Annotated in this window: 23 protein-coding genes; 9 read left to right on the top strand and 14 right to left on the bottom strand. The window is 67.3% G+C overall.

The window, feature by feature from the left end; translation table 11 throughout:
• Nucleotides 1-7 precede the first annotated feature (7 nt).
• Both PGB34_RS11905 and PGB34_RS11900 read left to right on the top strand, forming a co-directional pair.
• A complete protein-coding gene (locus PGB34_RS11905; RefSeq protein ID WP_271428313.1) occupies nucleotides 8-1045 on the top strand; it encodes a DUF262 domain-containing protein in 1038 nt (345 codons plus the stop codon).
• A gap of 11 nt (nucleotides 1046-1056) precedes the next feature.
• A complete protein-coding gene (locus PGB34_RS11900; protein ID WP_271428312.1) occupies nucleotides 1057-1908 on the top strand; it encodes an SIR2 family NAD-dependent protein deacylase in 852 nt (283 codons plus the stop codon).
• A gap of 48 nt (nucleotides 1909-1956) precedes the next feature.
• Here the strand turns inward: PGB34_RS11900 and PGB34_RS11895 are convergent, their stop codons facing one another.
• The 3 genes from PGB34_RS11895 to PGB34_RS11885 are packed head-to-tail and all read right to left on the bottom strand — an operon-like array spanning nucleotide 1957 to nucleotide 7037.
• Nucleotides 1957-2799: a phosphoadenosine phosphosulfate reductase family protein gene (locus PGB34_RS11895; protein ID WP_271428311.1), complete on the bottom strand. Its 843-nt coding sequence runs from the start codon at nucleotides 2797-2799 to the stop codon at nucleotides 1957-1959.
• Nucleotides 2792-6127: an ATP-binding protein gene (locus PGB34_RS11890; RefSeq protein ID WP_271428310.1), complete on the bottom strand. Its 3336-nt coding sequence runs from the start codon at nucleotides 6125-6127 to the stop codon at nucleotides 2792-2794. Before PGB34_RS11890 ends, PGB34_RS11895 begins: the two co-directional genes overlap by 8 nt.
• Nucleotides 6120-7037: a DUF4007 family protein gene (locus PGB34_RS11885; RefSeq protein WP_271428309.1), complete on the bottom strand. Its 918-nt coding sequence runs from the start codon at nucleotides 7035-7037 to the stop codon at nucleotides 6120-6122. Before PGB34_RS11885 ends, PGB34_RS11890 begins: the two co-directional genes overlap by 8 nt.
• A gap of 239 nt (nucleotides 7038-7276) precedes the next feature.
• Here PGB34_RS11885 and PGB34_RS11880 point away from each other — a divergent pair, with 239 nt between their 5' ends.
• Both PGB34_RS11880 and PGB34_RS11875 read left to right on the top strand, forming a co-directional pair.
• Nucleotides 7277-7429, top strand: a complete 153-nt coding sequence (locus PGB34_RS11880; protein WP_271428308.1) for a hypothetical protein — start codon at nucleotides 7277-7279, stop codon at nucleotides 7427-7429.
• A gap of 34 nt (nucleotides 7430-7463) precedes the next feature.
• A complete protein-coding gene (locus PGB34_RS11875; protein ID WP_271428307.1) occupies nucleotides 7464-8012 on the top strand; it encodes a DUF2442 domain-containing protein in 549 nt (182 codons plus the stop codon).
• Here the strand turns inward: PGB34_RS11875 and PGB34_RS11870 are convergent.
• The 4 genes from PGB34_RS11870 to PGB34_RS11855 all read right to left on the bottom strand — a co-directional run bounded on the left by PGB34_RS11870 (nucleotide 7999) and on the right by PGB34_RS11855 (nucleotide 12111).
• The gene (locus tag PGB34_RS11870) at nucleotides 7999-8286 is read right to left on the bottom strand and encodes a hypothetical protein (RefSeq protein WP_271428306.1); all 288 of its coding nucleotides are present in this window, start codon (nucleotides 8284-8286) and stop codon (nucleotides 7999-8001) included. The genes PGB34_RS11875 and PGB34_RS11870 overlap by 14 nt on opposite strands.
• Before the next feature lie 119 nt (nucleotides 8287-8405).
• Complete coding sequence (locus PGB34_RS11865) at nucleotides 8406-9602, bottom strand: phospholipase A (protein WP_271428305.1); 1197 nt, start codon at nucleotides 9600-9602, stop codon at nucleotides 8406-8408.
• On the bottom strand, nucleotides 9599-10036 hold the full coding sequence (locus PGB34_RS11860) for a hypothetical protein (protein ID WP_271428304.1): 438 nt from the start codon (nucleotides 10034-10036) through the stop codon (nucleotides 9599-9601). Before PGB34_RS11860 ends, PGB34_RS11865 begins: the two co-directional genes overlap by 4 nt.
• The gene (locus PGB34_RS11855; protein ID WP_271428303.1) at nucleotides 10033-12111 is read right to left on the bottom strand and encodes an ATP-dependent helicase; all 2079 of its coding nucleotides are present in this window, start codon (nucleotides 12109-12111) and stop codon (nucleotides 10033-10035) included. The genes PGB34_RS11860 and PGB34_RS11855 overlap by 4 nt, the downstream gene beginning before the upstream one ends.
• Before the next feature lie 229 nt (nucleotides 12112-12340).
• Between PGB34_RS11855 and PGB34_RS11850 the strand changes: the two genes are divergently transcribed.
• Nucleotides 12341-13333 (top strand): AEC family transporter, encoded by a 993-nt coding sequence (locus tag PGB34_RS11850; protein WP_271428302.1) that lies wholly within the window; start codon nucleotides 12341-12343, stop codon nucleotides 13331-13333.
• 10 nt (nucleotides 13334-13343) lie between these two features.
• Here PGB34_RS11850 and priA read toward each other — a convergent pair whose 3' ends face one another.
• The 5 genes from priA to PGB34_RS11825 all read right to left on the bottom strand — a co-directional run bounded on the left by priA (nucleotide 13344) and on the right by PGB34_RS11825 (nucleotide 21001).
• Nucleotides 13344-15533 carry a replication restart helicase PriA gene (gene priA, locus PGB34_RS11845; RefSeq protein ID WP_456300864.1) on the bottom strand — a complete coding sequence of 730 codons (2190 nt, stop codon included), beginning with the start codon at nucleotides 15531-15533 and terminating at the stop codon, nucleotides 13344-13346.
• Between the two features lie 400 nt (nucleotides 15534-15933).
• Nucleotides 15934-17037 carry a uroporphyrinogen decarboxylase gene (hemE, locus tag PGB34_RS11840; protein WP_271428301.1) on the bottom strand — a complete coding sequence of 368 codons (1104 nt, stop codon included), beginning with the start codon at nucleotides 17035-17037 and terminating at the stop codon, nucleotides 15934-15936.
• Nucleotides 17038-17095: 58 nt separating this feature from the next.
• Entirely contained in the window at nucleotides 17096-17791 is a 696-nt protein-coding gene (locus PGB34_RS11835; RefSeq protein WP_271428300.1) for a redoxin domain-containing protein, read from the bottom strand.
• Between the two features lie 143 nt (nucleotides 17792-17934).
• On the bottom strand, nucleotides 17935-20205 hold the full coding sequence (locus tag PGB34_RS11830; protein ID WP_271428299.1) for a protein-disulfide reductase DsbD family protein: 2271 nt from the start codon (nucleotides 20203-20205) through the stop codon (nucleotides 17935-17937).
• Nucleotides 20206-20257: 52 nt separating this feature from the next.
• On the bottom strand, nucleotides 20258-21001 hold the full coding sequence (locus PGB34_RS11825; RefSeq protein ID WP_271428298.1) for an alanyl-tRNA editing protein: 744 nt from the start codon (nucleotides 20999-21001) through the stop codon (nucleotides 20258-20260).
• Nucleotides 21002-21278: 277 nt separating this feature from the next.
• Here PGB34_RS11825 and PGB34_RS11820 point away from each other — a divergent pair, with 277 nt between their 5' ends.
• The 4 genes from PGB34_RS11820 to PGB34_RS11805 are packed head-to-tail and all read left to right on the top strand — an operon-like array spanning nucleotide 21279 to nucleotide 23275.
• Nucleotides 21279-21605 (top strand): hypothetical protein, encoded by a 327-nt coding sequence (locus PGB34_RS11820; protein ID WP_271428297.1) that lies wholly within the window; start codon nucleotides 21279-21281, stop codon nucleotides 21603-21605.
• A 56-nt stretch (nucleotides 21606-21661) separates the two neighbouring features.
• Nucleotides 21662-22510 carry a creatininase family protein gene (locus tag PGB34_RS11815; RefSeq protein ID WP_271428296.1) on the top strand — a complete coding sequence of 283 codons (849 nt, stop codon included), beginning with the start codon at nucleotides 21662-21664 and terminating at the stop codon, nucleotides 22508-22510.
• Between the two features lie 56 nt (nucleotides 22511-22566).
• Nucleotides 22567-22815: a GlsB/YeaQ/YmgE family stress response membrane protein gene (locus tag PGB34_RS11810; RefSeq protein ID WP_271428295.1), complete on the top strand. Its 249-nt coding sequence runs from the start codon at nucleotides 22567-22569 to the stop codon at nucleotides 22813-22815.
• Nucleotides 22816-22819: 4 nt separating this feature from the next.
• A complete protein-coding gene (locus PGB34_RS11805) occupies nucleotides 22820-23275 on the top strand; it encodes a PaaI family thioesterase (protein ID WP_271428294.1) in 456 nt (151 codons plus the stop codon).
• Nucleotides 23276-23297: 22 nt separating this feature from the next.
• Here PGB34_RS11805 and PGB34_RS11800 read toward each other — a convergent pair whose 3' ends face one another.
• Entirely contained in the window at nucleotides 23298-24683 is a 1386-nt protein-coding gene (locus PGB34_RS11800; RefSeq protein ID WP_271428293.1) for an L-serine ammonia-lyase, read from the bottom strand.
• 33 nt (nucleotides 24684-24716) lie between these two features.
• Nucleotides 24717-25886 carry a M20 aminoacylase family protein gene (locus tag PGB34_RS11795; RefSeq protein ID WP_271428292.1) on the bottom strand — a complete coding sequence of 390 codons (1170 nt, stop codon included), beginning with the start codon at nucleotides 25884-25886 and terminating at the stop codon, nucleotides 24717-24719.
• Nucleotides 25887-25917: the final 31 nt, after the last annotated feature.

Below are 25917 nucleotides of genomic sequence, written 5' to 3'. Positions count from 1 at the left end.
ATTGGGAATGAAAGTAGAACAAGAGATCTGGACGGTCTCGGACTTTGTCAGCGAGAAAGAGAAGATTCAGATCTCGCCTGCTTGGCAGCGCGGGCCAGCGTGGACGGCCCCTCGACAGGTCCTTCTGATTGACTCCATGCTACGGTCATTAGACATCCCGAAGGTGTATCTCCGGGTAAGAGATCAGAACGGAGCGTATGCGTACGATGCCGTAGACGGACAGCAGCGTCTTCGTGCGATATGGTTATTCCGAGATAACGAGCTGCCGTTGAAAAACGCCGAGAAGCTTGAACCCATTGGGCAAGAGGACGTCAACGGCAAAACATACAGTGCCTTGCCCAAACGGCTGCGCGATGCCTTCGATGAGTTCGAGATCACTGTCGCGAAAATAGTGGAATCCGATCAGCTCGAAATTTCTCGGCTCTTCTCACGTCTTCAACAAGGCGTGCCGCTGAATCCGGCGGAGCTGCGGAACGCGATGCTAGGCCCGGTGAGAAATTTGGTTGAAGCGATCGCGCTCTCGCACAGCTTTTTTACTAACAGCCGCATTCCGCAGCCTCGCTACCGTCGCCAAGACTACGTTGCGCACGTCTTTGCGTTGGGCGCGCACGGCACGGAGCTTGATATCAAGGCTCCCAACCTAAAACATCTCTATCAAGAATTCGATGCAAGCCACAACAACGCGCTGATGAAGATTAGCAAAGAGGTCGAGGCAGCCTTCGCGTTCTTGGACGCGTTGAATGCATTGCTGGGGTTTTCTATTCGACACAAATGGATAGTAGTGGACTTGGCATGGTGGGTGATTCAGCAGTTGCGACTAAAGGTCAAGCTCGATGTGCAAGTAACGGCCTCAAGATTTCAGGTGTTTGACGCGTTACGACGGAAATTTACTCACGCGCCTGAGGAGGCGCTTGTAAGTTCGGAAGTGAGCAAAAGGCTTAGCAAGCACCTCTACAACTATTTGGTGGCCTTCAAGCTTCAGGGCGGAACTAAAGGCAACGTCCTTGTACGATCGAATGCAATCGACCAATTTCTCAGCGCTTAAGGAGCATCATCATGGCTCTTGATCCAGCCCGCATCCCGCAATCTCTTAAAGATGCATACAAGAAGGGCGTGTGTGGCGTATACGTTGGCGCAGGGGCATCAAAGCCGGCCGGCTTGCCCATGTGGTCGGGGATGCTGAAGGCCATGCTTGAGCGAGCGAGCGCGGAGAAGCTGATCGGCGAAGCCGAAGCCAAGGAATATGAATCGCTAATTGCGAATTCGAGCAAGAATTTGATGGTTGCATCAGCTCTCAAAGAAGTACTCGGTCGGCATTTCGATGACTTCATTAAATCAACCTTTGTGACGCCGAAGCCGAAGCCCACTGCTCTTCATCATGGTTTCGTAAAGCTCTCAAACCTGCAGTTTGTCATCACAACAAACTACGACGCACTGGTTGAGAGGGCGTATCAGGTGGTGGACCCGGACGTCAGCATTTGCACATTTCGGGACGTGGGGGCAACGCAAAGTGCTCTCAGCAATCGCGAGTTCTTCATCCTGAAGGCACACGGCGATGCTACAAAAATTGGTAATGGCATTGTTATGACCGATGCTGACTACCGCGAGCTGCTTTATAGGCAACGAGCATATCAAGCGATGCTGGCAACAATGTTCACGATGTATTCCATAGTGTTTATCGGAACATCCATGGCAGATCCAGAGCTGCAATTGCTGCTCTCATACATCTCCGAAGTCTTCTTGCCGACGTCGGGACCCCAGCACTACGCCCTAATGGCCGAAGAGGACATGGGTGCAGTTGAGCGAGGACGTTGGCGCAAGGACTTCAATGTCAACATCATTCCGATAAGCAAAGACGACGACTATGCGGAGGCGACCGAGTTCATCCAAGCGTTAGCGACGGTCTGATAGGGCTCAATGGCCCGACAGCTTTGCTCGGTGGCCCGAGTCCCAAGCCTATTTGTGGCAGACAGCACAGGAACCGTTGCCTTCATCGACTCCATAGATGTCGTCGATGTCGTCCGGGCAGGCCTTCACAGGCCGCAGCGGATTGATGGGAATGCTCTTGAGCATGCGCGCGCGGCGGATGTCGTATTCAGCTTGGATCTCCGCGATGCGTTCTGGCTGCTCCAGGTCCGAGAGAGACTCGCCCTTGGACCAAGTGAAGGGTGAGCCGTGCTCTAGCGCGTCCTTCTCCAGGGCCTTGGCAGCCTCGTAGGCGTCTGGGTGTTTCTCGCGCAGGCGCACCCACTCGATCTTCTGCTGGAAGAAGCAGAAGGTGCAGCCGCTGCGCGAACGCCACTCGTAGTACTTGGGGTATCCGACGCCGGAGTTCTCCAAGATGTCGATGACGCCGGCCTTGTCGATGCCGGCCTCGCGGAAGGGTAGCTTCACGAAGAGATTCTCGGCCTTGGCCGCATAGCCCTCGCGATAGTCTTCATCGGCGCGGATGGCCACATAGGAAGTGACCTTGTCGCCAGCTGCCAGCATGGGCCGAACCCACTCCTCGAACGGGGCAAGCTTCAACTTCCGGGTGCACCAGCGCGAATTGGGATTGGGCAGGAAATGGTTGTATTGGCGCAGCCAAAACTTGAAGTCTCGGTTGGGGTTCAACCGCAAGATCGGCTTGTGCAGCTTGCCTTCGAGCTTGGCCAAGAACTCGTAAACCTCGGGAAGCTCTTCGCCGGTGTCGGTGTAGAAGTAGTCGATGTCGAGCTCAGGGTGCTTGGCGGCCATGTAGACGGCCAGCGCCGCGCTGTCCTTTCCGCCGGAGATCCCCAGAACATGCCGCTCAGCCATTGGCCGGCTCCTTGTCGATGGACGCCAACTTTATCCCGGCCTTGGCCAGGATCGCCAGCAATACGTCGGTCCCCAAGCCTTGCCCCTCGAGCATCGAGGCGAGCTCGTCGGCCTTAGCCTCCACGGTCTTGCGATGCCGATCCGAGATCGAGAACGAACGCGAGATCGTCTTGGTGTCCGCGCCCGCGCCGATAACAACTGCGATGGCTTCGCTGTGCGCCTTGCGGCCCTGCACGGCAGCAAAAGCCTCCGACTCGCGGAAGCGCCGTGCGAACTTGGAGAGCTCCAACACGGCGGCGTCGATATGGCGGTCCACCCAGTCGCGAGGCGGCCTCTCGGCCGCTAGCGCCAGGATGCCTTCAAGAGAGGAGCGCGATCCGTCGTAGTTGGCCAGGCGCGTGGCGAAGCCATCCATTTGGAAATCGCCCGAAATGCCGGAGACCGACTTCGCCCGCTCGCGCAGGGCTTCGAGGTCGTCGCGGCCCGCGTCGAGCGCGGAGAGCATCTTGGCTTCGACTTCCGAGAGCATCTTGCCGTAGGCGCCGGCGAGCTCTTGCAGCGGCGCGCGCAGCGCCTTCACGTAGGCCTTGCCGTCGGCCGCGCCCAGAAGAGACGCTAGGTCGACGAACAAGACCTTGTGCGGGTCGCTGGCCTTCAAGAGCATGTCGCGCATGTCCTTGGCCGTCTGGCCCAGCCGCGAGGTCCGCCGGGCCCATTCCGGCAGGTTGAAGACCATGGCCACCATGCCGCGGGCGGCTTCAAGCGGGTCGGCCGCTCCAGCGTTCTCGCCGATCTCGGCAAGGAGCTTCGAGATGCCTTCGAGGATTCGGTTCTTGTCTTCGTCAATGGCCACCCAGCGCAGCGAGAAGCGGTCAGGGTCTTGCAGGCATTCGTCGATGTCGAAGTCGGTGAGCCTGGGCACGAACATCCCGTCCTTATAGACGGCGATGTTGGCCTTGTGGGCGAGCAGGAAGGCTGTGAGGATCACCGGTTGGATGCCCAGCTTCATGCCGAAAGGAGGGGCGCTCCACAACGCATAGATCTCGTGCGCGCCCACGCGAGCGTCGGCGTCCGAGAACAGGGCGCGCGTCTCATCCCACAGATTCTTGAAGCCCTCTGCGAACTGGTTGTCGGGCGGCATGCAACGCCAGGCGCCAGATGCGTCTTGGCGATGAAGCCCCGTGCTTTTCAGGAGCGTCTCGTAGAGGCCGCGCTCTGCCGGGAAACCCTCGAAGCCTAGGGCCTCCTGACCTTCAGCATTGACCATCGCGTGCAGCAGATCGCGGCGGGCCTTCACGCTGTTGCTCGACACGCTGTCGCGGTTGACCAGCTCGCTCCACACTGGGGGCGAGTCGGTGAATAGTTCTTCCGCCAAGCTCGAAGCAACGGGCGAGAGCTTCGAGCCAGGCTCCACGACTTGATCGGATCCGTCGTGCCACTTCGCCAGCGACACGGCGGCTTGCAGTTGGTCTTCCAGGTCGGCGCGGGTGGCCGCCAAGCGGGCATACACCTCGCGGCGCGCCACGGCGTCGCCTGCAAGCTCGTGGCGATCCTTGACTTGCTCCAAGGCCACCAGCTCAGCGGAGAGCTCAGCGATGCGGGCGTGGTTCTCAGGGATGCCGATCATCACCGGCCAGGGGCGAAGCTTGGCGCAGGCCTGCGCGCGTTTCCGCGCGTCCCTGGGCTTCATGCCTTTGCTCGGCAGCGCGAGGATGAAGGCGCCGAACTCGCCCTTCTTGGGTTGGAAGTTCGCGGCGATCTTCTCGGCCTGTTCGATGCTGCAAAGCGAGAGCTCCATCCAGCGCATTGAGCCCGTCTCGTGATAGTGCCGCTTGGCCACCACGGGATGCAGGCCCATGAGCTGCGCGAGCCGCGCGTAGTCGATGCCGGGAGAGACCGCCAAGGCTTGGGCGATGGCCGCGTCGATGTCGAAGTCGCTGCCCTCGAACACCGACCAAGCTCCGGTGTAGCTCTTGAAGAGGGAGACCTTGAGTTCGGAGAGCTTTCTGAGGGCGCCGTCGAGCTCGATGGCCGGCCGCGGGTAGAAGAGCGAGGCGATCACCGCCGAATCAGCCGCCAGACCGGACCCGTTGCGGAAGAGGTCGATGACCGCGATGTTCTTGATCATTGACACGAGCAAGGCATCGCCCGTCTTGACTTCGGCCCGCTCGACCGCTTCGACTGCCTGCGACCAGCGATGGCCGTCAGAGGAGGCCAGGATCGCAGGCTCCAAGTTCGAGCGCAGGTAGTCCCAGTAATCGCTCGGGCGATACCAGCTCGCCTCGTCCTTGAGCGTCGAGTTCAGGTAGGAGCGGAAACCATGCGGTTCCACCGACGACAGGAAGCCGAAGGTACTGCGCTCGTTTTGCCCGAACTGCCTCTTGGAGATCGGGCCCAGCAGCGCGGCCATGGCCGGGTGCAGCGGCCAGCAGGCCTCCAAGGCCTTGGCGAAGTCATTACCCACGGCGGGGCGGCGCGAGCGGATCGCCTCGGCGATGGCGACCGAAGCCTCGGCCATCCAATCGGGCCGCATTTTGGCTTCGATCGCGCGCCCGATGAGCTCGACGACCTCGTCGCTCGCGGCCACGAAGGGCAGGTCGACGTAGCGGCCTTGAACCTTGGCCCAGTCGTCCCGGGTATCGATACCCAAGCGCGCCGAATACTGCGCGAAGGATTGATGCAGCACGCCGATGACTACCAGGCGACCTTCGGAGCGGGCAGCGGCTTCGGCGAGCTCCTGGAAGAAGTAGACGTCATCCCCCGAGCCGAGGGCAGAGGCTTCCAAGAACTTGCCCATCTCGTCGATGATGACCAACACACCATCATGTGGTCGGCTCTTGGCTTCATCAAGAAGCTCTGCGATCAGCGTTTGGGCGTTGGGTTTGCTTCGGCCGTCGACGGTTTTTCCTTGCGCGCGGCGAAGCGACGCATGCAACTCCGCAACGATACTTCCGCGTCGGCCCACCGCCGGGACGAGCAGCCAACCCTTGCGGACGGGGAAGGCCTTGTCGAACGCGGGCATGGAGTCCAGGCGTAAAGCCTCGCGCGCCTTGATTCGGAGTCCCTTGTCGGGATGGAGCGCGCTCGCCAATGCCACGGCCAGAGAGCTCTTGCCTCCACCGAAGGGGCCTGTCCAGGTAAAGGAGCGTTGGTTAGTGGCCGCCAGCTGTTTGCACATGCCATCGACCAGGGAAGCTGCGGTACCGTGGCAGATATAGCCAGACAGGGCATCTGCACGGCCGATGTCAGTGTCGACGCGGATAGAGCGTTGATATTGGCGCGAAATCTGGACGATGTCCGACAGGGCTAGTTGCTTCTTGTCAGTCATAGGCGCGCCTGATCATGTTCTTGATGTCGTCCTTCGTCAGGTGCTTGCGATGGACCTGCCGCAATCCCGCAGAATCTGTCCATTCAAGTTTGCGTCCAGTGGAGTCCGAAAGTGCGATCAGCCGTTGGGCAACCGACTCTTCGTCGAGCTTGAAGACGCGGCCCGGCGAGCCGTCCGCATACGCGACAGCCTCGAAGGCTAGCGAACTTTGACCAGCAGCCGTGCGGTTCCAAAAATCGACGAGTGCGTAGGAGAAAATGCCATCGTGCAGTGAGGCCTTGGGGCCGCGGCGGAAGGCATATTGACCTTTATGGACCTCTTGCAACAGGCCCAACTCGCCCAACAACGGCTCGGCGAAGTCTTCGGGAGATCCCCCCGCCGCGCGTGGCGCGTAACTGCGCAAGCACGTCTCTAGATCGCGCGAAATCGTTGAGGCAGACAGGCGATGCTTCGGGTCAAGTTCTCGGGCGTAGCGAGCGAGCGGCTCTTCTAGCTCCTTGCGCGTGAAATCGGGCGCCGTGACATGGTTAAACAGCCAATACCATGTTGTGGATCGGAAGCACCGACCGGCGAGTTGCCAATGGGCTAGCCATGCGGTCGAAGGGCTTTCGGCGTATGGGTCGAATCCACCGTCACGAAGGATTTCGCTGGCAAGGCTGCCGACACGGAAGTCCCCATCAGCCTCGTACATGACACCGCAGGCCAAGGCCCAATGTCGAATCGAGGCGACCATGTTCTTGCCAACGCCGAAGTTGGCAATAGCGTCCTCGTCGGAGAAGGTGGATTTACGAATCAATCCACCTCCTAAGGACTCCTGAAACACCTTCTTGAGCCACATCTGTCGCAGGGGAAATGTCTCGTGCCCTGAGAAGTGAACAGGTGTTCGATCGCCTGCGGTGGTGAGAGTCATTGCGCTACAAAATGTGTCAGAGTTCTCGAACTGGAGGATAGTACCAGTTGCCCACCCTGATGAGTTGTCAGAGATGGGGTGCCAGAGCGGCAGAAGGGCTACAATAAACCTAAGATGATGGGTTTTTATGCTCTGGACGAGTGGCAATGTTGAACTGCGCATCTGGCCGTTGGACCACTGTCCACCGCACGTCACGGCGGTCTGCCGGGCGGATGGCTGGACTGCTCGCTTCGAGTTCGATGGTGACGGATGCCGTGTCGCTGTGGGACGTCAAACCCAAGCGCAATGCACCGCTGCTGGGGCTGCTCAACAAGCTGGCCGGGTCAGGTGCATCGAAACCGCCTGGCGTGTCGGGCGGCTTGGTGGCGGTTGCAGCAGACGGCTTGTCTTGACAACGTGTCCGTCAAGCGGCGTGGATCGAAGGGCGTGGCACTGTTGCCGAGTGGCGCAGCGGGCGACGGTGTCGTCGTCAAGCGTAGTGGCGTTTACCTGCCAGGCTATGGAATGGGGTTTATCGACGACGATGGAATTGCTGAAGGAGGTGTGAATATGGCGACCAGGATTTCTCGCGACGACTACGAACAGGCGCTGGCGCGTGGTCGCGAGGCGCTGGAACAGCCTCACGCCGTATCTGCGCGCTATGTGGCCCGCATGCTGGAGTTGGTGTACAGCAACGGGTTGGTGCTGCGTATCGACCCGAAGGGCGTGCCCGCCTTGAAGGGAGTTTCACGCGCAGCCCTCGCGCAGCCCTATGTGACTCCTGGGGGGGATGGCCTAGTGTTCGGCGAGGGCGACGAGGCGGCCTCGGTCGGCATTCCCGGCTTGGTGGCGCGCCTGATCCCGATCGACATTGCCAGACGGACGGTGGCTGCAGCGCGTGGTCGAGTCCGCTCTCCCCACAAGGCGGAAGCGGCGCGTCGCAACGGGGCTAAGGGTGGGCGTCCTCCCAAGACACGCGCAGTTATTCCGGGGTAAAGCGCAAGTCGGGCACAATCACTGCAGGCATCGTCCGCTCGTCGGCGTCAAAGCTATGGCTGGCTGTTTGAAATGGCCCGTGCACGGCGATTTTGGAATTGAACCAAGGATCATTTCGTTGTTTTCCAGGTCCGTACCCCAACCCGTACCCTGAAAAATTTGTAACTTTTCGGAAGGCGCATGGATAGGGGCCTGCCGGGGTTTTTGCCATTCCGACCCAGCCACCAAACATGCGAAGCCCTTGATCTTGAAAAAGATCAGGGGCTTTTTGCATTGGGAGCACGACGCGTTGCGAACCTGTGATTTGGCTGCTGGTGCAGCCCTTGCAGGTTCGTCGCTGGCGCTTGTCCGGCAGGCCGCCGCCCGGTGCTCCGCCGCGCCGGCAGCGCGGTTTCAGAAGTCCACCAGGCTCACCCCCAGGCTCAGCACCGTGCGCTTGCGGTTGTAGTCGACCAAGGTGTCGCCGTAGCCGTGGTAGAGCTGCGCGTGCCAGCGCAGGTTGCTCTTGGCCGGGTCGCCGATGGCGCGCGTCCATTCCAGGCGCGCGCCGCCGCGGCCGCTGCCGCCCAGCAGGCCGCGCAGCGTCAGCGACAGGGTGTTGGCCGGGTTCACGTTCCAGCTGCCGGTGAGTTCGCTGTGGCCCAGGTAGCGCGTGATGTCGGGGTTGTCGTCATCGGTCGCGCTCTCGTTGATGCGCTTCCACACGCGGCCCGTGATGGTGAAGCGGCTGTCCAGCTCCACGCCACCCATCAGGAACACGCGGTTCCAGCTGCGCGACAGCGGCAGGCTCTGGCCGTTGGACTGGTGCACGATGCCCAGCCCCGCATAGCGCCAGCGCCAGCCGCCGGGCAGCCGGATGTCGGTGGGGTACACGTACATCAGCTCGGGCTCGTGGTCGGTGGTGCGGAAGGGGCGCGAGATGTCGCCGTTGAAGACCTGCCAGGTCGATTGCTGCGAATAGGCGAACCACAGCGAATCCTTGCGCACCGGGTCGCCGCCGGTGAGCAGGCCCTGGGCCAGCTTGGTGCGCACCGACAGCCCCACGCGCATTTCGTGCGCCTGGTAGGGCTGTGCCTCGGCCGTGTGGCCTTCGGACGGCGAGGTCGGGGTGTCGGGCTTGTCGCTGGCCACCGAGATGCCCACGAACAGCGGCCGGTAGCCACGGAAGGTGAAGGTGCCGCAGTCGGTGCCTTCCTCCAGCTCCCAGAAGCGCGAGAGCGTGGAGTATTGGCGATCGCGGCAGCGCTCGTCGTCCACCGTGACCACGCGCGTGGCGGGCAGGGCGGCATCGACGGGCACGGTGGCCGGCGTGGCGTTGGAGGGCTGGGCGCTGGCCAGGGCAGGCGGCGCGGCGGGCACGGCGGCCGCGGGCAGCGTCTGTTGCTGGGCCCAGCGGTCGAAGCAGGCCAGGCGGCCGGCGTCGTCGCCGCCCAGGCGGGTGCATTGCTGCCAGGTCAGTTGGGCATCGGCCAGCGGGCTGGGCGGCAGGCCCGGGGCCGGGCCGGTGGGGGGCGTCTGGGCCAGGGCGGCCGGGCTGGTGCCCATGGCCGCGGCCAGCGCCAGCAGCGTGGAGGGAGCAAACAGGTTCATGGTGTGGTGCCAATGCGGGTCAGCTCGAAGGGCTGACCCTGGTCTTCGCCCGCGCGGCGCCAGTGGCCGCGAAAGACGCGCCCGCAGCTGCGCGCGAGCAGTTCGCCTTCCCAGACCGCGCTGATGCTGCGGCCGTCGGCGGATTCATCGAGCAGCAGAACGCCCTCGTCATTGATGTCGCCGGCCAGCTGGGCCGGGGCGGCGGCGCCGCGCAGCACCTGCCCGCGCACGCCGGCATAGTCGGGATGCGGCTGCAGGTCCACGCGCAGGCGCGGGGCATTGCCTTCGCCGATGCGGGCCTCCCAGGCGCCAAAGAGCGCACCGGGCGGCAGGCGCGCACCCGCAGGCGGGCAGTTCGGATCGGTGGGCGCGGCGCAGCCGGCCAGCACCAGGGCGGCGGCCAGCAGGCCGCTGCGGGCGGCGACGGTCTTCATGCGGTCTTGGCGGCCAGGGCCGCGCTTTCCTGCGCCTTGCGCGCGAATTCGGCACGCAGCGCCTTGAGCTTCTCGCGCGGGTCTTCCTTGGCCGTGTTCTGCGCCAGCGCCATCTCGGCGATGAAGCGGCTGGGCAGTGCGCGCACCATCTCGCGGCCCTTCTTGCGGCGCTTGACCCAGCTCACGGCCAGGCTGCGCTGCGCGCGCGTGATGCCCACGTACATCAGCCGGCGCTCTTCCTGCAGGCGCTCGAGCGTGTTCTCCTGCACTTTTTCCTGCCGGCCTTCGTCGTCGTCCAGCTTGAAGGGCAGCATGCCTTCGTTCACGCCCACCATCAGCACATGCGGCCATTCCAGGCCCTTGGACGCATGCAGCGTCGAGAGCGTGAGCACGTTCTGCTCCTTCTCGCCGCGCTCGCTGATGGTGGAAAGCAGCGAGATGGTCTGCGCCACTTCGAGCAGGCTCTTGGGTTCTTCGGTGATGGCGTTGGCGCCGCTCGCATCGTCGACCTGCCCGCCGCAGCGCTGGGCCATCCAGTCGCAGAACTCCATCACATGGCCCCAGCGCGTGGCCGCGGCGGTTTCGCTTTCCTCGCCGTCGTACAGGTGCTGCTCGTACTCGATTTCCTTGAGCCAGCTGTCGAGGAAGGCGCGCGCGTCCTGCGCACCCTTGGTGTGGCGCGCGCGGTATTCCAGGTCGTTGATGTAGCGGCCGAACTCGTGCAGCCCTTCGATGCCGCGCTTGCCCACGGCACTGGGCAGCGAGCTGGAGAACAGGGCCTCGAACAGGCTGAGCTTGTACTGGCTGGCGAACACGCCCAACTGCTGCAGCGTGGTGTGGCCGATGCCGCGCTTGGGCGTGGTCACGGCACGCAAAAAGGCCGGGTCGTCGTCGTTGTTGACCCACAGGCGGAACCAGCCGCACAGGTCCTTGATCTCGGCGCGGTCGAAGAAGCTCTGACCGCCCGAGACCTTGTAGGGAATGCTGGCCTTGCGCAGCGCCTGCTCGAACACGCGCGCCTGGTGGTTGGCGCGGTAGAGGATGGCGAAGTCGCGCCACTCCTTGTGGGGCGAGTTCTCGCGCAGGCTCAGCAGGCGCGCCACGGCGCGCTCGGCCTCGTGCTGCTCGTTGTCGCAATCGACCACGCGCACCGGTTCGCCTTCGCCCAGTTCGCTGAACAGCGTCTTGGGAAAGAGCTTGGGGTTGGGCCCGATCACGTTGTTGGCCGCGCGCAGGATGGCGCTGGTGGAGCGGTAGTTCTGCTCCAGCTTGATGACCTTGAGCTGCGGGTAGTCGATGGGCAGCTTCTTGAGGTTGTCCAGCGTGGCGCCGCGCCAGCCGTAGATGGACTGGTCGTCATCGCCCACGGCCGTGAAGCTGCCGCGCTCGCCAGCCAGGGCCTTGAGCACCTCGTACTGCGTGGCGTTGGTGTCCTGGTATTCGTCCACCAGGATGTGGCCCAGCGCCTTCTGCCACTTCTCGCGCACCTGCGGGTGCTTGTGCAGCAGGGCCAGCGGCATGCCGATCAGGTCGTCGAAGTCCACGCTCTGGTAGGCCACCAGCCGCTCCTCGTAGCGGGCCATGATGCGCGCGATGATGCGCTCGTTGTCGTCCACGGCCTGGGCTTCGGCCTCGGCGGCGTTCAGGCCCATGTTCTTCCACTTGCTGATGGTCCACTGCCAGCTGCGCGCCGTGGCCGCGTCGGTGGTGCCGCCCGCGTCCTTGAGGATCTTGGTCACGTCGTCGGCATCGAGGATGCTGAACTGCGGCTTGAGGCCCAGCACCGCGCCGTCCTCGCGCATCATGCGCACGCCCAAGGCGTGGAAGGTGCACACCACCACATGGCGCGCGTCGCGCCCGATCAGCCCCTTGGCGCGCTCGCGCATTTCGGCCGCGGCCTTGTTGGTAAAGGTGATCGCCGCGATGCGCTTGGGCTCCAGCCCGGCCTGGATCAGCCGCGCGATCTTGTGCGTGATCACGCGCGTCTTGCCCGAGCCCGCACCCGCGAGCACGAGGCAGGGGCCATGCAGGTAGTTCACGGCTTCCTGCTGGGCAAGGTTCAGGCCGGCGGACATGAGGGAGTGCGCAAGAAGAAGGGGTGGGGAGAGGGGGCGACGCCGGGGCGCCCGGGCCTGCGGGCCCGGCAAAGCGCGTAATCATACGGGGCCCGCTGATGGCCCTTTCACGCCACTGCTGGTTGTGAATGCTGTGAAGAACTGTGCCTGTGCGCTCGCCTAAGATTCACGCCCCGGCGCCTTCGCGCGTCCTGTCGTCCTGCGGCCTGGCCGCCTGTCCGGATCGCCCGTGCTGGCCATCTTCTTTGTCACTTTTCCTTTCTTCGCCCTCATCGCGGCCGGCTACGCCGCCGCCCGCCTCCGGCTGCTGCCGCTGGAAGCCATTCCGGGGCTGAACCTGTTCCTGCTGTACTTCGCGCTGCCTTGCATGCTGTTTCGCTTCGGCGCCAACACGCCCATCGCGCAGTTGCTGGACGGCACGGCGGTGCTGGTGTGGTGCCTGGCGGCGCTGGGTGCCGTGGGCATCGCGGTCTGGCTCACGCGGCGCGGGCCGCAGCCGCCCAACTGGAATGACACGGCCTTCGGCGCGCTCGTTGCGGCCTTTCCGAACACGGGCTTCATGGGGGTGCCGCTGCTGGTGGCGCTGCTGGGCGCGTCGGCTGCGGCGCCGGTGATCCTGACCATGTTGATCGACATGGTGCTCACTTCGTCGCTGTGCCTGGCGCTTTCAAGGCTGGACGAGCGCCATGGCGCCACGGGCGGCCGTGCCGTGTGGCTGGCGGCGCGCAAGGCGCTGCAGGGTGCGGCGATGAACCCGCTGGGCTGGTCCATCCTGCTGGGTGCACTGGCTTCCGCGATGCAGTGGAAGCTCTGGGGGCCGCTGGATCGCACCATCGGCATGCTGGGCGACGCCGCCTCGCCCGCGGCGCTGTTCACCATCGGCGCGGTGCTGGCGCGCTCCACCCTGCTGGCGCGCGCCGCGCCGCAGCGCCCCAGCCGCCGCGCGGCGCTGCGCGGCGTGCTGCCGGTGGTGGCGGTGAAGCTGCTGGTGCACCCGCTGCTGGTGGCCGGGCTGGGCTGGGCCGCCATGCGCGCCGGCCTTCCGCTGCCGCCCGGGGCCTGGGCCGTGCTGGTTCTGGCGGCCGCGCTGCCCAGCGCCAGCAATGTGTCGCTGCTGGCCGAACGCTTCGGCGCCGACAACGGCCGCATCGCACGCATCATCCTCTGGACCACGGTGGCGACTTTCTTCAGCTTCCCGCTGGTGGCGGGCTGGGTCGGCTGAAGTTTTTTTCTCAGATGCTCTGCGGGTCCACGTCGACCAGCCAGCGGATGAGCCCCTGGCCCGCGGGCCCGCGGCGCAGCTCCTGCAGCACGGGCTGCCAGGCCGCCAGCAGGCGCTGCAGGGCGGCGCGCGAGCCGCTTTCCAGCAGCATCTGCGCGCGCTCCACATTGGCCACGCGCTGCACGGCCAGCGGCACGGCCGGGTAGCGCATCACTTCGTCGGCGCCGGGCAAGCCCTCGGCGGCGTCGCCCGCGGCGTTCAGGAAGGCCTGCGCCGCTTCCTGCGTGCGCGCGTCGGCCCGCACCAGCGCCTGGAAGGCGAAGGGCGGCATGGCGGCGGCCTCGCGCTCCTTGAGCTGCTGCGCGGCAAAGCGCGGGTAGTCGTGCCCGCGCAGCGCCTCGAACAGCGGGTGCTGCGGGTGGAAGCTCTGGATCCACATCTCGGCCCGGCTGCCCTGGGCCGCCAGCCAGGCACTGTCGCGGCCCGCGCGGCCGGCCGATTGCATCAGCAGGCCAAACAGGCGCTCGGGCGCGCGGAAGTCGCTGGAAAACAGCGCGCTGTCGGGGTTCACGGCCGCCACCAGCGTGATGCGCCGGAAGTCGTGGCCCTTGGCGATCATCTGCGTGCCCACCAGCACGTCCACCTCGCCGCTGTGCACCTGGGCCAGTTGCGCTTCCAGCGCGCCTTCATGGCGCGTGCTGTCGGCGTCGATGCGCGCGATGCGCACCGCGCCGCCATCGGGGCGGCGAATGTCGGCGAACAGCGCGGCGAGCTGTTCCTCGAGCCGCTCGGTGCCTCGGCCCACGGGCGCGATGTCGGGGTTGCCGCAGGTGGGGCAGGCGCGCGGCACGCGCTCGGTGAAGCCGCAGTGGTGGCAGCGCAGCGTGCGGTCGATCTTGTGAAAGACGCGAAAGGCGCTGCAGTGCGGGCATTCGCTTTTCCAGTCGCAGTCGGTGCAGGCCAGCACCGGCGCATAGCCGCGCCGGTTGAGGAAGACCATGCATTGCTCGCCGCGCGCGATGCGCTGGGTCATGGCCTCCAGCAGGCCGGCCGAAATCAGCGTCTTGGGCGGCTGCTGCTGCATGTCCACCAGCCGCACGCGCGGCAGCTCGCCCGCGCCGATGCGGCTGGGCATATGCAGCCGCAGGTAGCGGCCCGCCGGTGCCTCGCCTTCGGCCGGGCGGCTGTGGTGCCAGCTTTCGAGCGAGGGCGTGGCCGAGCCCAGGAGCACCTGCGCGCCCTGGCGCTGGCCGCGCCAGATGGCCAGGTCGCGCGCCGAGTAGCGCGCGCCTTCCTGCTGCTTGTAGCTGGGGTCGTGTTCCTCGTCGACCACGATCAGCCGCAGCCCCGGCAGCGGCGCGAACACCGCCATGCGCGTGCCCAGCACGATGCGCGCCTGGCCCGTGAGCGCGGCCAGCCAGCTTTGCAGGCGCTGCGGGTTGGTCATGCCGCTGTGCAGCGCCACCACGGCGCCTTCGCCCAGGGCGGCGAAGCGGGTCCTGAAGCGCGCTTCGAGCTGGGGCGTGAGGTTGATCTCGGGCACCATGACCAGGGCCTGCGCCGCGGGGTCGGCCGCCAGGCAGCGGGCCACGGCCTGCAGATAGACCTCGGTCTTGCCGCTGCCGGTGCTGCCGAAGAGCAGGGCGGGGCGCGGCGCCTGGCCCTGGGTCCGTTCGGCTTCGAGCGCGGCCAGCACGGCGCTCTGTTCGGGGCTCGGCGCCAGCGCCGCTTCACAGGCCGGTGCGCGGGCGGCGCCATCCTCGCTCGCCGCTGCCAGCTGGGCCTTCCTGTCGCGCCGCTTGAGCCGCCGCGCCAGCTGCGTGCTGTCCAGCTCGCGCAGTTGGGGTGGCAGCGCGGCCAGCGCCAGCTCGCCCAGGCCGCGCTGGTAGTAGCGCGCCGCAAAGGCGACCAGCGCGCGCCAGTGCGCGTCCAGCGGCGGCAGGGCGTCCAGCGCAGCGCTCACCGGCCGCAGCAGCACCCCGTCGGCATCGGCCAGGCTGCCATCCAGCAGCGCCTGGCCGCCCTCGGCCGCCCGGCTGCCCCACACCACGCCCAGCACCTCGCGCCGGCCCAGCGGCACGCGCACCAGGGTGCCGGCGGGCAGGTCGGCGGTGTGGGCATAGCTCAGCAGATCACCCAGCCCCGCGTGGGCGGGCGTCTGCACCGCCACGTCGAGCACCCAGGCTTCTTCGGTGTTCACGGAAAGCACCTCGGGGCGCAGGCACAGATCAGGGGCGGCATGCAGGGCGCGGCAAAGTCTGACAGCAGATGGAGCAAAAGACGCTAAGTCGTTGATTTGGCGAAGCTTTGCGCTTCACTCAAAGAATCTGTGGATAACTTTGTTGATAGAAGGGCTCGAAACGGGCCGAGGCCGCATGTATCAAGGCTTCCAGCGCTTTGCCCGTCAAAAAAGCAAAAAACAAAATCCTTGAAAATCAATGACTTGGATGATCAAGCCATCGACGGCCCGAGCTCCATGCCGCTTCGGTGATTTTCCGCATCGCAGCACATGTTTTGTGCATAAGTCAGTCGTTCTTCACGTCGAAAAAGCTTGACAAGCCACTTTGTCAATACATGGGACAACGTTTTTTCCGCGGCCCTCAGCTGCGCAGCCTGCGAGAGTGAGCGTGCACTGCGGCCACCAGCGCCGCGACATGCTCGGGCGGCGTGTGCTGGCTGATGCCATGGCCCAGGTTGAAGATGTGCGTGGGGCCGGTGCTGGCGCGCTCCTGATGCGGCGCACCGAAGCTGTCCAGCACCCTGGCCACTTCGGCTTCGATGGCGGCGGGCGGCGCGAACAGCACGTTGGGGTCGATGTTGCCCTGCAGCGCCTTGCCCTGCGGCCCCTCGCCCACCAGGGCGCGCGCGGCGCCCAGGTTCACCGTCCAGTCCAGGCCCAGCACCTCGCAATCCAGCGCGCCCATCTCGCTCAGCCACAGGCCGCCGCCCTTGGTGAAGACGATGCGCGGCACGTCCTGCCCGTCGGCGCCCGTGCGCTTGAGCTGCGCCAGCACGCGCGCCGTGTAGGCCAGGCTGAAGGCCTGGAAGGCGCCGTCGGCCAGCACGCCGCCCCAGCTGTCAAAAATCATCACGGCCTGCGCGCCGGCGTCGATCTGCGCGTTCAGGTAGGCGGCCACGGCGTCGGCATTGACGGCCAGCACGCGGTGCATCAGCTCGGGCCGGCCATAGAGCATGGACTTGATGAGCTGGTAGTCCCTGGAGCCCGCGCCCTCGACCATGTAGCAGGCCAGCGTCCAGGGGCTGCCCGAAAAGCCGATCAGCGGCACCCGGCCGTTCAGCGCACGGCGGATGCTGGCGACGGCATCGAACACATAGCGCAGCCGGTCCAGATCGGGCACCCGCAGCGCGGCCACGGCAGCCTCGTCCTGCACCGGATGCGCAAAGCGCGGGCCTTCTCCGGCCTCGAAGGACAGCCCCAGCCCCATCGCGTCGGGCACGGTGAGGATGTCCGAGAACAGGATCGCGGCGTCCAGCGGAAAACGCTCCAGCGGCTGCAGCGTGACCTCGGTCGCCAGGTCCACGTTCGTTGCCAGGCCCATGAAGCTGCCGGCCCTGGCGCGCGTGGCCAGGTACTCGGGCAGATAGCGCCCGGCCTGGCGCATCAGCCAGACGGGGGTGTGGTCGGTGGCCTGGCGGCGGCAGGCGCGCAGGAAGCTGTCGTTCTGGAGCGGGGCGAATGGCATGGGGCCATTGTCGTTGAGCGTTCGGCGAGAACAGCCTCGCGCCGCGCAACGCCAGGCCTCACGCCTTGTACTTGATGGTGCAGCCGTACGGCTTGGTGTTGGCGGCCGAGATCGTCTTGCCGCCGAAGGCCTCGCCCAGGGCCTGGTTCACGTAGTTGGTGGCTTGCGCAATGTCGCTGGCGCGGGCCGAGGGGATGCTGTCGATGCCGCCCGCATACACCAGCGTGCCCTGCGGGTCGATGATGAACAGGTGCGGCGTGGTGCGGGCCCCGTAGGCCTGGCCGATCATGCCGTCCTCGTCCATCAGCACGGCGGTGGCGGCGGCCTTGTGCTCCTTCATCCAGGCGGCCAGCTTGTCGGGTGCCAGGTAGTCGCTGGCGGCGCGCTCGGTGGAGTTGACGGCCAGCCAGACCACGCCCTTGTCGGTGGCGGTCTTCTGGGTCGCTGGCATGTTGCCGCTGCCGTAGTGCTTGCGCACGAAGGGGCAGCCCGGGTTGGTCCATTCCAGCACCACGTACTTGCCCGCGAAGTCGGACAGCTTGTGGCGCTGGCCGCTGGTGTCCACGGCCACGAAATCGGGTGCCTTCTGGCCCACGGCGGGCGCGGCCTGGGCCTGGGCCATCAGCAGCGAGGCGCCCAGCGCCATCGCGGCAGCCATCACGGCCCGGCGCGAAGCGCGGCTCAGGGCGGCGCGGGCCTGGCGCGCGGCGCGCAAGGAACGCTGGGTGGCGGTGTTCGTCGGTGCGGCGGACATGGTCTTCACAACTCCTTCGTCGAACTCGGGGTCAAAACGCACGGGTACTTAGTTCAATAAAAACCAGAGATTAGGCGCAATTCCTCATGTGCATGTGACAAGGCGTGGCCACCGCACGGCGACTGGGGAAAAGGCGCGCGGCGCTAGGAAATGCGCGCCAGCGCCGCACGCAATTCGCGGGCCGACAGCAGCTCGCTGAACACCTGCGGCGGCTGGCCCGGCGCCAGCAGCACATAGACCGGCACGCCGCTGCGGCCCAGCGCCGCGAGCGCGGCGGTGATGGCCGGGTCGCGGCGCGTCCAGTCGGCGCGCAGCAGCTGGACCCTGGCGGCATCGAAGTCCGCCAGCACCTGTGCGTCCGACAGCGCGCCATGCTTGTTGACCTGGCAGGTCACGCACCAGGCGGCCGTGAAGTCCACGAACACCGGCCGTCCTTCGGCCTGCAGGGCCGCCACGCGGGCCTCGGACCAGGGCTGCCAGCGCGCGTCGCCGGCCATGGACTGCGAGGCGGCGGCGGCACTGCCGGCGGGCGCCTCGCGCAGCACGGCCGGGCCCAGCAGCAGCACCAGGCCCGCCAGCATGGCCGCCAGCGCGCCGCCCAGCGCCAGGCGGGCGCGCCCGCGCAAGCTCAGCGCCCACACCACGGCGCTGCCGGCCACCAGCAGCATCAGCAGCGCGGCGGCGCCGTCGATGCCGCTTTGCTGCCCCAGCACCCAGATCAGCCAGGCCACCGTGGCGAACATGGGGAAGGCCAGCAGCCGGCGCAGCGTGTCCATCCACGAGCCGGGCCGCGGCAGCAGCCGCGCCACGGCAGGCACGAAGCCGGCCAGCAGGTAGGGCAGGGCCAGCCCCAGGCCCAGTGCGCCAAAGAGCAGCAGCGCCTGCACGGCCGGCAGGCTGATCGCCAGCCCCAGCGAGGCGCCCATGAAAGGCGCGGTGCAGGGCGACGCCACCAGCACGGCCAGCACGCCCGAGAGGAAGTCGTTGGCCACCGGGTGCCTGAGCTGGCGCTGGCTCAGCGCCGAGGGCGCCAGCATGCCGACCTCGAACAGGCCTGCCAGGTTCAGGCCCAGCAGGGTGAACAGCACTGCCAGAGCTGCCACCATGGCCGGCGATTGCAGCTGGAAGCCCCAGCCCAGCTGCGCGCCGGCCGCGCGCAGCGCCAGCATCAGGCAGCCCAGGGCCAGGAAGGACAGCAGCACGCCCGCCGTGTAGGCCAGCGCGGCGCGGCGATGCGCGCCCGCATGGCCGGCCTGGCGCGTGAAGCCCAGCACCTTGACGGCCAGTACCGGGAACACGCAGGGCATGAGGTTGAGCAGCAGCCCGCCCAAGAGCGCGCCGATCAGCGCGGCCAGCAGGCCGGGGGCGGGCGCCGGACTGGCGGGCGGGGCCGCGCCCGCGGCGGCCTTGTTCGCCTCCAGCGCCGCCTGCAGCGCGGGCGACACGGCGGCCGGCGCGGCCACGGCGCTCCAGCTGCCCTGCACCGGCGCTTCCAGGCGCCAGGCCACGCTCTGGCCGGCCCGCGCGGCGGCGCGCCGGTCCTCGCCTTCGAGCGCCAGCACGATGGGCATCATGCTCGGGCTGGCGCTGCGCTGCGCACTCAGCGGCAGCGAGGCCGTCCAGACACCGCCGTCCCAGCGCTGCGTCCAGTCCTTGCCGGCGACGGCGCCGTTGCGGATCACTTCACCGGTTTCGGGGTAGAAGCCCAGCGTCTTGCCATGCGCGGCGGCGGGCAGGCCCTCGGCGCGCACGCCCAGGTGCGTGGCTTGCGCCGTGACGGTGGCGCCCGAGGCCAGCGCCTTCGGGCGCGCGGCCAGTGCGGCTTCGAACTCCGCGCCGTGTGCGGCGGTGGAGCCCTGGGCCGGCAGCTTGAGCGAGAAGCGCCCTTCCTCGGGAATGCATTCCTTGCGGCACACCAGCCAGGAGGCGTGCAGCTCGATGGGCACCGTCGCCGCGCCCACCAGCGCCACGGGAGGGCGGAACTCGGGGGTCACCTGCACCGGCACGGGCAGCAGCACCGTGTTCTCGTAGCCGTAGTTGGCCAACTGGCCGATGGGGAATTTGCTCGGCGTGGGCCAGTCCACCTCGCCCGCGACCAGGCCGGGCGGCAGGGTCCAGCGAAGCTCGGTGGGCAGGCCCGAATCGCCCGCGTTCTTCCAGTAGGTGTGCCATTCGGGCTGGTGCGTGATCTTCAGGCCCAGCCAGACGGTGGCGCCGGGGCTCAGGCCCTGCGGTGCCTGGGCCAGCAGCTCGGCCTGCACATAGGGGGTGCTCAGGCTGCTGCTGCCACCGCCGCCCGCCGGCAGGCTTGGCTGCTGGGCCTGGGCGGTCGGCGTGGCGATCGCCGTCAGCGCGGCCCACGCGAGGGGCAGCAGCAACAGGCGGGGCAGGGTCGGCAAGGGGCGCGCGTTCATGGCGCCAGTCCGAGCCGCGGGCCTGGGCCGAAGTTCCGCGCGTGCCTGCGGTTCATGCCCAGCCCAGCACCACACGGCGGCTGCTCGCACTCTTCTTCTCGATCTTGAGCACCTGCAGCGCGCCGATCTCGGCCGTGTTCGCCACATGCGTGCCGCCGCAGGGCTGCAGATCGATCAGCACATCGCCAGCACCGATGCGGATGGTGCGCACGCTGCCGCTGCCGCGCGGCGGCTGAACGCTCATGCTCTTGACCAGCGCGGGATTGGCGTCCAGTTCGGCATCGGTGACGGCGCCCACGGTGAGCGGATGGGCCTGGGCAACCAGGCGCGCCAGGCCCGCGGTCAGCGCGTCCTTGTCCAGCGGCTCGGTCATGTGGAAGTCCAGCCGCGCGTGCTCGGGCGTGATCGAGCAGCCATTGACCGGCTGAGGCACCAGGTGGCACAGCAGGTGCGTGGCCGTGTGAAAGCGCATCAGCCGGTGCCGCCGCTCCCAGTCCAGCTGCGCCGTCACGCGCTGGCCCGGTTGCAGCGCGGCCAGCAGCGCCTCCTGCCCGGGCGCGGGCACATGCACGATGTCGGCCGTGGGCCGGCCTTCGGCGTCCCTGGCCTTGCGCGTGTCGGCAATGGCCAGGCTGCGGCCGTCGGCCAGTTGCAAAAGCCCCGCGTCGCCGGCCTGCCCGCCGCCCAAGGGGTAGAACACGGTGCGGTCGAGCACCACGCCTTCATCGCCCACGGCCAGCACCTGCGCTTCGCACTGGCGCAGGTAGGCATCGCTGCGGAACAGATCCTGGGTCATGCGGGGAATCTTAGAGGGTGAAGGCTCGGCCGGGCCTGACGCCGCATACGCGCCTGAGGCCGTAGGCCGAATGCAGGGGTGTCTGACAGTGCAGGGCCTGCAGCGTGGCACACTGCACAGAATTCATCCGGGCAGATCGGCGGTGCCCCTGGCCGGACGAGCGGCGAGATTTTTTGAGCGAAAGCTCCCCCATTCCTGACGTGCGAGTTGACGACGATGGAAAGGGTGTTAACTTAATGCCTAATTTGATGCCCCAGCATCAGGTTGGGAGGTCTGCATGGATAGTTTTGATTACTCCTGGCTGGCATTGGGCCTGGTCCTCGTGCTGCTGGTGGTGTGGGTGGTGATGCGGCGGGCCAGAAAGCGCGGTCCGGGCGGCGCCAAGGTGCGCGAGACGCAGATGGTGGCGCTGGTGCGCCGCCGCCGCGAACTGCACGCCCAACTGCTGGCGCTGGCCGGCGACCAGGGCCGGCAACTGCTGCAGGCCGAGGCCCGCCGGCTCAAGGGCAGCCCTTCCGACATCGCCGTGCTCGAAGCGGCCCTGGCGCGCGCCGAGCGCATGAGCGACCGCCCCGAGCTGCGGCCCCAGGCGCCCACGCGCTGAGCGGCGTGGCCGCAATGGGCGAGTGAGCGGGGGGCGCTGGTTCTAAGATCGTGCCCATGACCGCCGCGCCGCGCCCCGCCTGGCCCCGCTTCTGGGCCGACCTCAACACCCGCGATTTCGAGGCCCTGGACGCTGCGCGCGCCGTGGCCGTGCTGCCGCTGGGCGCCACCGAGCAGCATGGTCCGCACCTGCCGCTGGGCGTAGACAGCTTCCTGGCCGATGGCTTGGTGCGCGCCACCGTGCCTCTGCTGGCGCCCGATCTGCCTGCGCTGTTCCTGCCCACGCAGACCATCGGCCTGAGCCCCGAGCATGCGCGCTTTGCCGGCACGCTGACGCTGTCGGCCGAAACGCTGATCCGCATGTGGAAGGAGATCGGTGCCGGCGTGGCCCGCGCCGGCCTGCGCAAGCTCGTGCTCTTCAATGCGCATGGCGGCCATGTAGGGGCGATGGACATCGTGGCCCGCGAGCTGCGCGAGGCGCACGACCTGCTGGTCTACAGCGTGAGCTGGTTCAACCTGCCGCTGAACGACGCGCAGGGCCGCGCGTTGACGCTGGACCGCTTCGACGTGCATGCGGGCGAATCCGAGACGGCCATGATGCTGGCGCTGGCGCCGCAACTGGTGCGCCAGGGCCTGGCACGCGACTTCCGGTCCAGCTCCGAGCAGCGTGCGCGCGACTACCCCATCCTTGGCAACGGCCGCAGCGCCAAGCTCGGCTGGGCCATGCAGGACTACCACCCCGAAGGCGCGGCCGGCAACGCGGCCGCCGCCACCGCCGCCCAGGGCCAGGCCCTGATCGACGCCGCCGCGCGCGCGCTGGCGCAACTGCTGGCCGAAGTCTCGCGGCTGCCGCTTGACACGCTGGCAGCCGACCCGCCTCGCTATGATGGTCCGGCCAAGCGCTGAGGCGGTCTGCGCATCAGCAATCCATCGACCTTTCGCGACAACAGGAAGTCAGCTCCATGGGAATCATCTGGACCATCCTCATCGGCTTCATCGTGGGCCTCGTGGCGCGTGCCATCAAGCCGGGCGACGACTCGGCCGGCTTCATCGTCACCACCATCATCGGCGTGCTCGGCTCGCTGGCGGCCACCTACGTGGGGCAGGCTCTGAACCTCTACACCGTGGGCGAGCCGGCCGGCTTCATCGCCTCGGTGCTGGGCGCCATCGTGCTGCTGATCCTGTGGGGCCTGATCAAGAAGAAGGGCTGAGGGCGTGAGCGAACCCGCGGGCGCCGCGACGCGACGCCCCGACCCCGCGTTGCGCGCGCGGGTCGCGCGCATCTTCGAAGGCGCGCCTTTCGTGGCCGACATCGGCCTGCAGCTGGTCGACGCCGGCCAGGGCTGGTGCGAAACCGCGCTGCCGCTGGCCGCGCGCCATCTGCAGCATGGCGGCGTGGCCCATGCGGGCGTGATCAGCACCCTGGCCGATCACACGGCCGGCGCCGCCGCCCAGACCCTGTGCGCGCCTGGCCAGACCGTGGTCACGGCCGAGTTCAAGCTCAACCTGCTGCGCCCCGGCCAGGGGCGGCTGCTGTGCGTGGCCGAAGTGCTCAAGGCCGGCCGCAACTTCCATGTGGTGGAGGCCGAAGTCTTCGGCCAGCGCGGCAGCGAGCAGGTGCGGGTGGCGAAGTTCAACGGCACGATGGCCATCGTGGCCGGCGACTTCTGAAGAACAGGCGCGGCCGCGCCTTTCAGCACTCCACCACGTTCACCGCGAGCCCGCCCAGCGAGGTCTCCTTGTAGGTGGACTTCATGTCCTCGCCGGTCTGCTTCATGGTGCGGATCACCGTGTCCAGCGACACGTAGTGGCTGCCGTCGCCGCGCAATGCCATGCGCGCGGCATTGATGGCTTTCACGGCCCCCATCGCGTTGCGCTCCACGCAGGGGATCTGCACCAGCCCGCCCACCGGGTCGCAGGTCAGGCCCAGGTTGTGCTCCATGCCGATCTCGGCCGCGTTCTCCACCTGCTGCGGCGTGCCGCCCTGCACGGCGGCCAGCGCGCCGGCAGCCATCGAGCAGGCCACGCCCACTTCGCCCTGGCAACCCACTTCGGCGCCCGAGATGGAGGCATTGGTCTTGTAGAGCATGCCGATGGCTGCGGCCGTGAGCAGGAAGTCGATCACGCCGGCCTCATCCGCGCCGGGCACGAACTTCACGTAGTAGTGCAGCACGGCCGGCACCACGCCGGCCGCGCCGTTGGTGGGCGCCGTCACCACGCGCCCGCCGGCCGCGTTCTCCTCGTTCACGGCCATGGCGAAGGCGTTGACCCAGTCCATGGCCGCGAGCGGGTCGTTGCCGGCGCCGGCCTGCGACAGGCTGCGGTACAGCTCGGGCGCGCGGCGGCGCATGTGCAAGGTGCCGGGCAGCGGCAGGCCCGCTTCGTGGTTGCCGATGCCGAAGCCGCGTTGCACGCAATCCTGCATCACCTGCCAGATGCGCAGCAGGCCCGCGCGCACCTCGGCTTCGGGGCGCCACGCGCATTCGTTGGCCAGCACCAGTTGCGCAATGGAGCTGCGGGCCGCCACGGCCTGCGCGATCAGCGAATCGCCCGTGGAAAAGGGGTGCGGCAGCGTGACCTGGTGCGCGTGGCCTGCTGGCGCCTGCGCCCCGCCTTCGACCACGAAGCCGCCGCCGACCGAGAAGTAGTGGGCCTCGTGCAGCAGCGCGCCCGCAGCGTCGAAGGCCGCCAGGCGCAGCGCGTTGGGGTGCTCGGGCATTGAACGTTCGCCCAGGAAGGCGATGTCGCGCGCGGCCTCGAAGTCGATCGCATGCGTGCCCAGCAGCGGCAGGCGGCGTTCGCGGCGCACCGCGGCCAGGCGCGGCGCCACGCTTTCGGGCTGCACGGTGTCGGGCGCTTCGCCCATCAGGCCCAGCAGCACGCCCTGGTCGGTGGCATGGCCGCGGCCCGTGGCGCCCAGCGAGCCGAAGAGCTCGGCTTGCACGCGCGCCACCTGCGGCAGCAGGCCCTGCGCCTCCTGCAGCTTGCGCGCGAACATCAGCGCCGCGCGCATCGGGCCCACGGTGTGCGAGCTGGAGGGACCGATGCCGATCTTGAAGATGTCGAAGGCGGAAAGCATGCGCGAGCCTTTCAGGGGCGGATCACCGCCCCATCATGCGACAGGCAGCTGCTGCCTGACCAGCGCCACCCAGTAGGCCGCACCCAGCGGCAGGATGTTGTCGTTGAAGTCGTAATACGGGTTGTGCACCGGCGGGTCGTTGGCCCCTTCGCCCGCGCCGATGCCGATGTAGGCGCCCGGGCGCTTCTGCAGCATGAAGGCGAAGTCTTCCGAGCCCATGGCCGGCGCGATGTTCGTGTGCACCTGCGCATCGCCGACCAGGCTGGCCGCGGCGGCCACCGCAGCGGCGGTCTCGGTGGCGGTGTTCACCACGCCGGGGTAGCCATGGCGGTAGTCCAGTGCCACGGCGGCGCCGTGCGTCTGCGCCACGCCATCGCAGATCTGCTGCATCGCGGCTCTGGTGCGCGCCTGCACGGCCGCGTCCAGCGTGCGCACGGTGCCGCGCAGCATCACCTGCTCGGGGATCACGTTCCAGGTGTCGCCGCCATGGATCTGCGTGACGCTGACCACGGCCGATTCGGTGGCGCCGGTGCGGCGGCTCACGATGGTCTGCAGCGCGTTCACCAGTTGCGCCGACACCATCACCGCGTCGATGCCGGTCTCGGGCATGGCGCCGTGGCAGCCCTTGCCGGTGATCGTGATCTCGAAGGTGTCGAGGAAGGCCGTCATGGTGCCGCTGCGGATGGCGAAGTGGCCGCGCGGCAGCTGCGGGAAGTTGTGCATGCCGTACACCGCGTCGGCCGGGAACTGCTCGAACAGCCCTTCCTCCACCATCACGCGGCCGCCGCCCTCGTTCTCTTCACCGGGCTGGAACACGAAGTGAACCGTGCCCTTGAACGGTTTGTGCCGCGCCAGATGCGCAGCCGCGCCCAGCAGCATGGCCGTGTGGCCGTCATGGCCGCAGGCGTGCATCTTGCCCGCGCAGCGGGAGGCATGGGGCGCACTGCCCAGCTCCTGCATGTTCAGCGCGTCCAGGTCGGCGCGCAGGGCGATGCTCGGGCCCTCGCCGTTCTTCAGCGTCGCCACCACGCCGGTCACGGCCAGGCCGCGGTGCACGTTCAGGCCCATCAGTTGCAGCGCCTGCGCCACCACGTTGGCGGTGCGGTGCTCTTCAAAGGCGGTTTCGGGGTTGGCGTGGATGTCGCGGCGCCAGGCCTGCATCTGCGCTCGGATGTCGTCGGAAATCTCGGGGTCGCGGTACATCGTGCGGGTCCGGTGGAATCGTTCTGAGGGG

The organism is Xenophilus arseniciresistens (genome assembly GCF_028023875.1).
Lineage (GTDB): Bacteria > Pseudomonadota > Gammaproteobacteria > Burkholderiales > Burkholderiaceae_C > Xenophilus > Xenophilus arseniciresistens.
The sequence above is the reverse complement of the archived record's forward strand: the minus strand, read 5'-3'. Positions and strand labels throughout refer to the sequence as shown.

Coding starts and splice junctions, on each gene's coding strand:
- PGB34_RS11905 (WP_271428313.1), top strand. CDS start 8: ATGAAAGTAGAACAAGAGATCTGGACGGTCTCGGACTTTGTCAGCGAG.
- PGB34_RS11900 (WP_271428312.1), top strand. CDS start 1,057: ATGGCTCTTGATCCAGCCCGCATCCCGCAATCTCTTAAAGATGCATAC.
- PGB34_RS11895 (WP_271428311.1), bottom strand. CDS start 2,799: ATGGCTGAGCGGCATGTTCTGGGGATCTCCGGCGGAAAGGACAGCGCG.
- PGB34_RS11890 (WP_271428310.1), bottom strand. CDS start 6,127: ATGACTGACAAGAAGCAACTAGCCCTGTCGGACATCGTCCAGATTTCG.
- PGB34_RS11885 (WP_271428309.1), bottom strand. CDS start 7,037: ATGACTCTCACCACCGCAGGCGATCGAACACCTGTTCACTTCTCAGGG.
- PGB34_RS11880 (WP_271428308.1), top strand. CDS start 7,277: ATGGTGACGGATGCCGTGTCGCTGTGGGACGTCAAACCCAAGCGCAAT.
- PGB34_RS11870 (WP_271428306.1), bottom strand. CDS start 8,286: ATGCAAAAAGCCCCTGATCTTTTTCAAGATCAAGGGCTTCGCATGTTT.
- PGB34_RS11865 (WP_271428305.1), bottom strand. CDS start 9,602: ATGAACCTGTTTGCTCCCTCCACGCTGCTGGCGCTGGCCGCGGCCATG.
- PGB34_RS11860 (WP_271428304.1), bottom strand. CDS start 10,036: ATGAAGACCGTCGCCGCCCGCAGCGGCCTGCTGGCCGCCGCCCTGGTG.
- PGB34_RS11855 (WP_271428303.1), bottom strand. CDS start 12,111: ATGTCCGCCGGCCTGAACCTTGCCCAGCAGGAAGCCGTGAACTACCTG.
- hemE (WP_271428301.1), bottom strand. CDS start 17,037: ATGCCATTCGCCCCGCTCCAGAACGACAGCTTCCTGCGCGCCTGCCGC.
- PGB34_RS11835 (WP_271428300.1), bottom strand. CDS start 17,791: ATGTCCGCCGCACCGACGAACACCGCCACCCAGCGTTCCTTGCGCGCC.
- PGB34_RS11830 (WP_271428299.1), bottom strand. CDS start 20,205: ATGAACGCGCGCCCCTTGCCGACCCTGCCCCGCCTGTTGCTGCTGCCC.
- PGB34_RS11825 (WP_271428298.1), bottom strand. CDS start 21,001: ATGACCCAGGATCTGTTCCGCAGCGATGCCTACCTGCGCCAGTGCGAA.
- PGB34_RS11820 (WP_271428297.1), top strand. CDS start 21,279: ATGGATAGTTTTGATTACTCCTGGCTGGCATTGGGCCTGGTCCTCGTG.
- PGB34_RS11815 (WP_271428296.1), top strand. CDS start 21,662: ATGACCGCCGCGCCGCGCCCCGCCTGGCCCCGCTTCTGGGCCGACCTC.
- PGB34_RS11810 (WP_271428295.1), top strand. CDS start 22,567: ATGGGAATCATCTGGACCATCCTCATCGGCTTCATCGTGGGCCTCGTG.
- PGB34_RS11800 (WP_271428293.1), bottom strand. CDS start 24,683: ATGCTTTCCGCCTTCGACATCTTCAAGATCGGCATCGGTCCCTCCAGC.
- PGB34_RS11795 (WP_271428292.1), bottom strand. CDS start 25,886: ATGTACCGCGACCCCGAGATTTCCGACGACATCCGAGCGCAGATGCAG.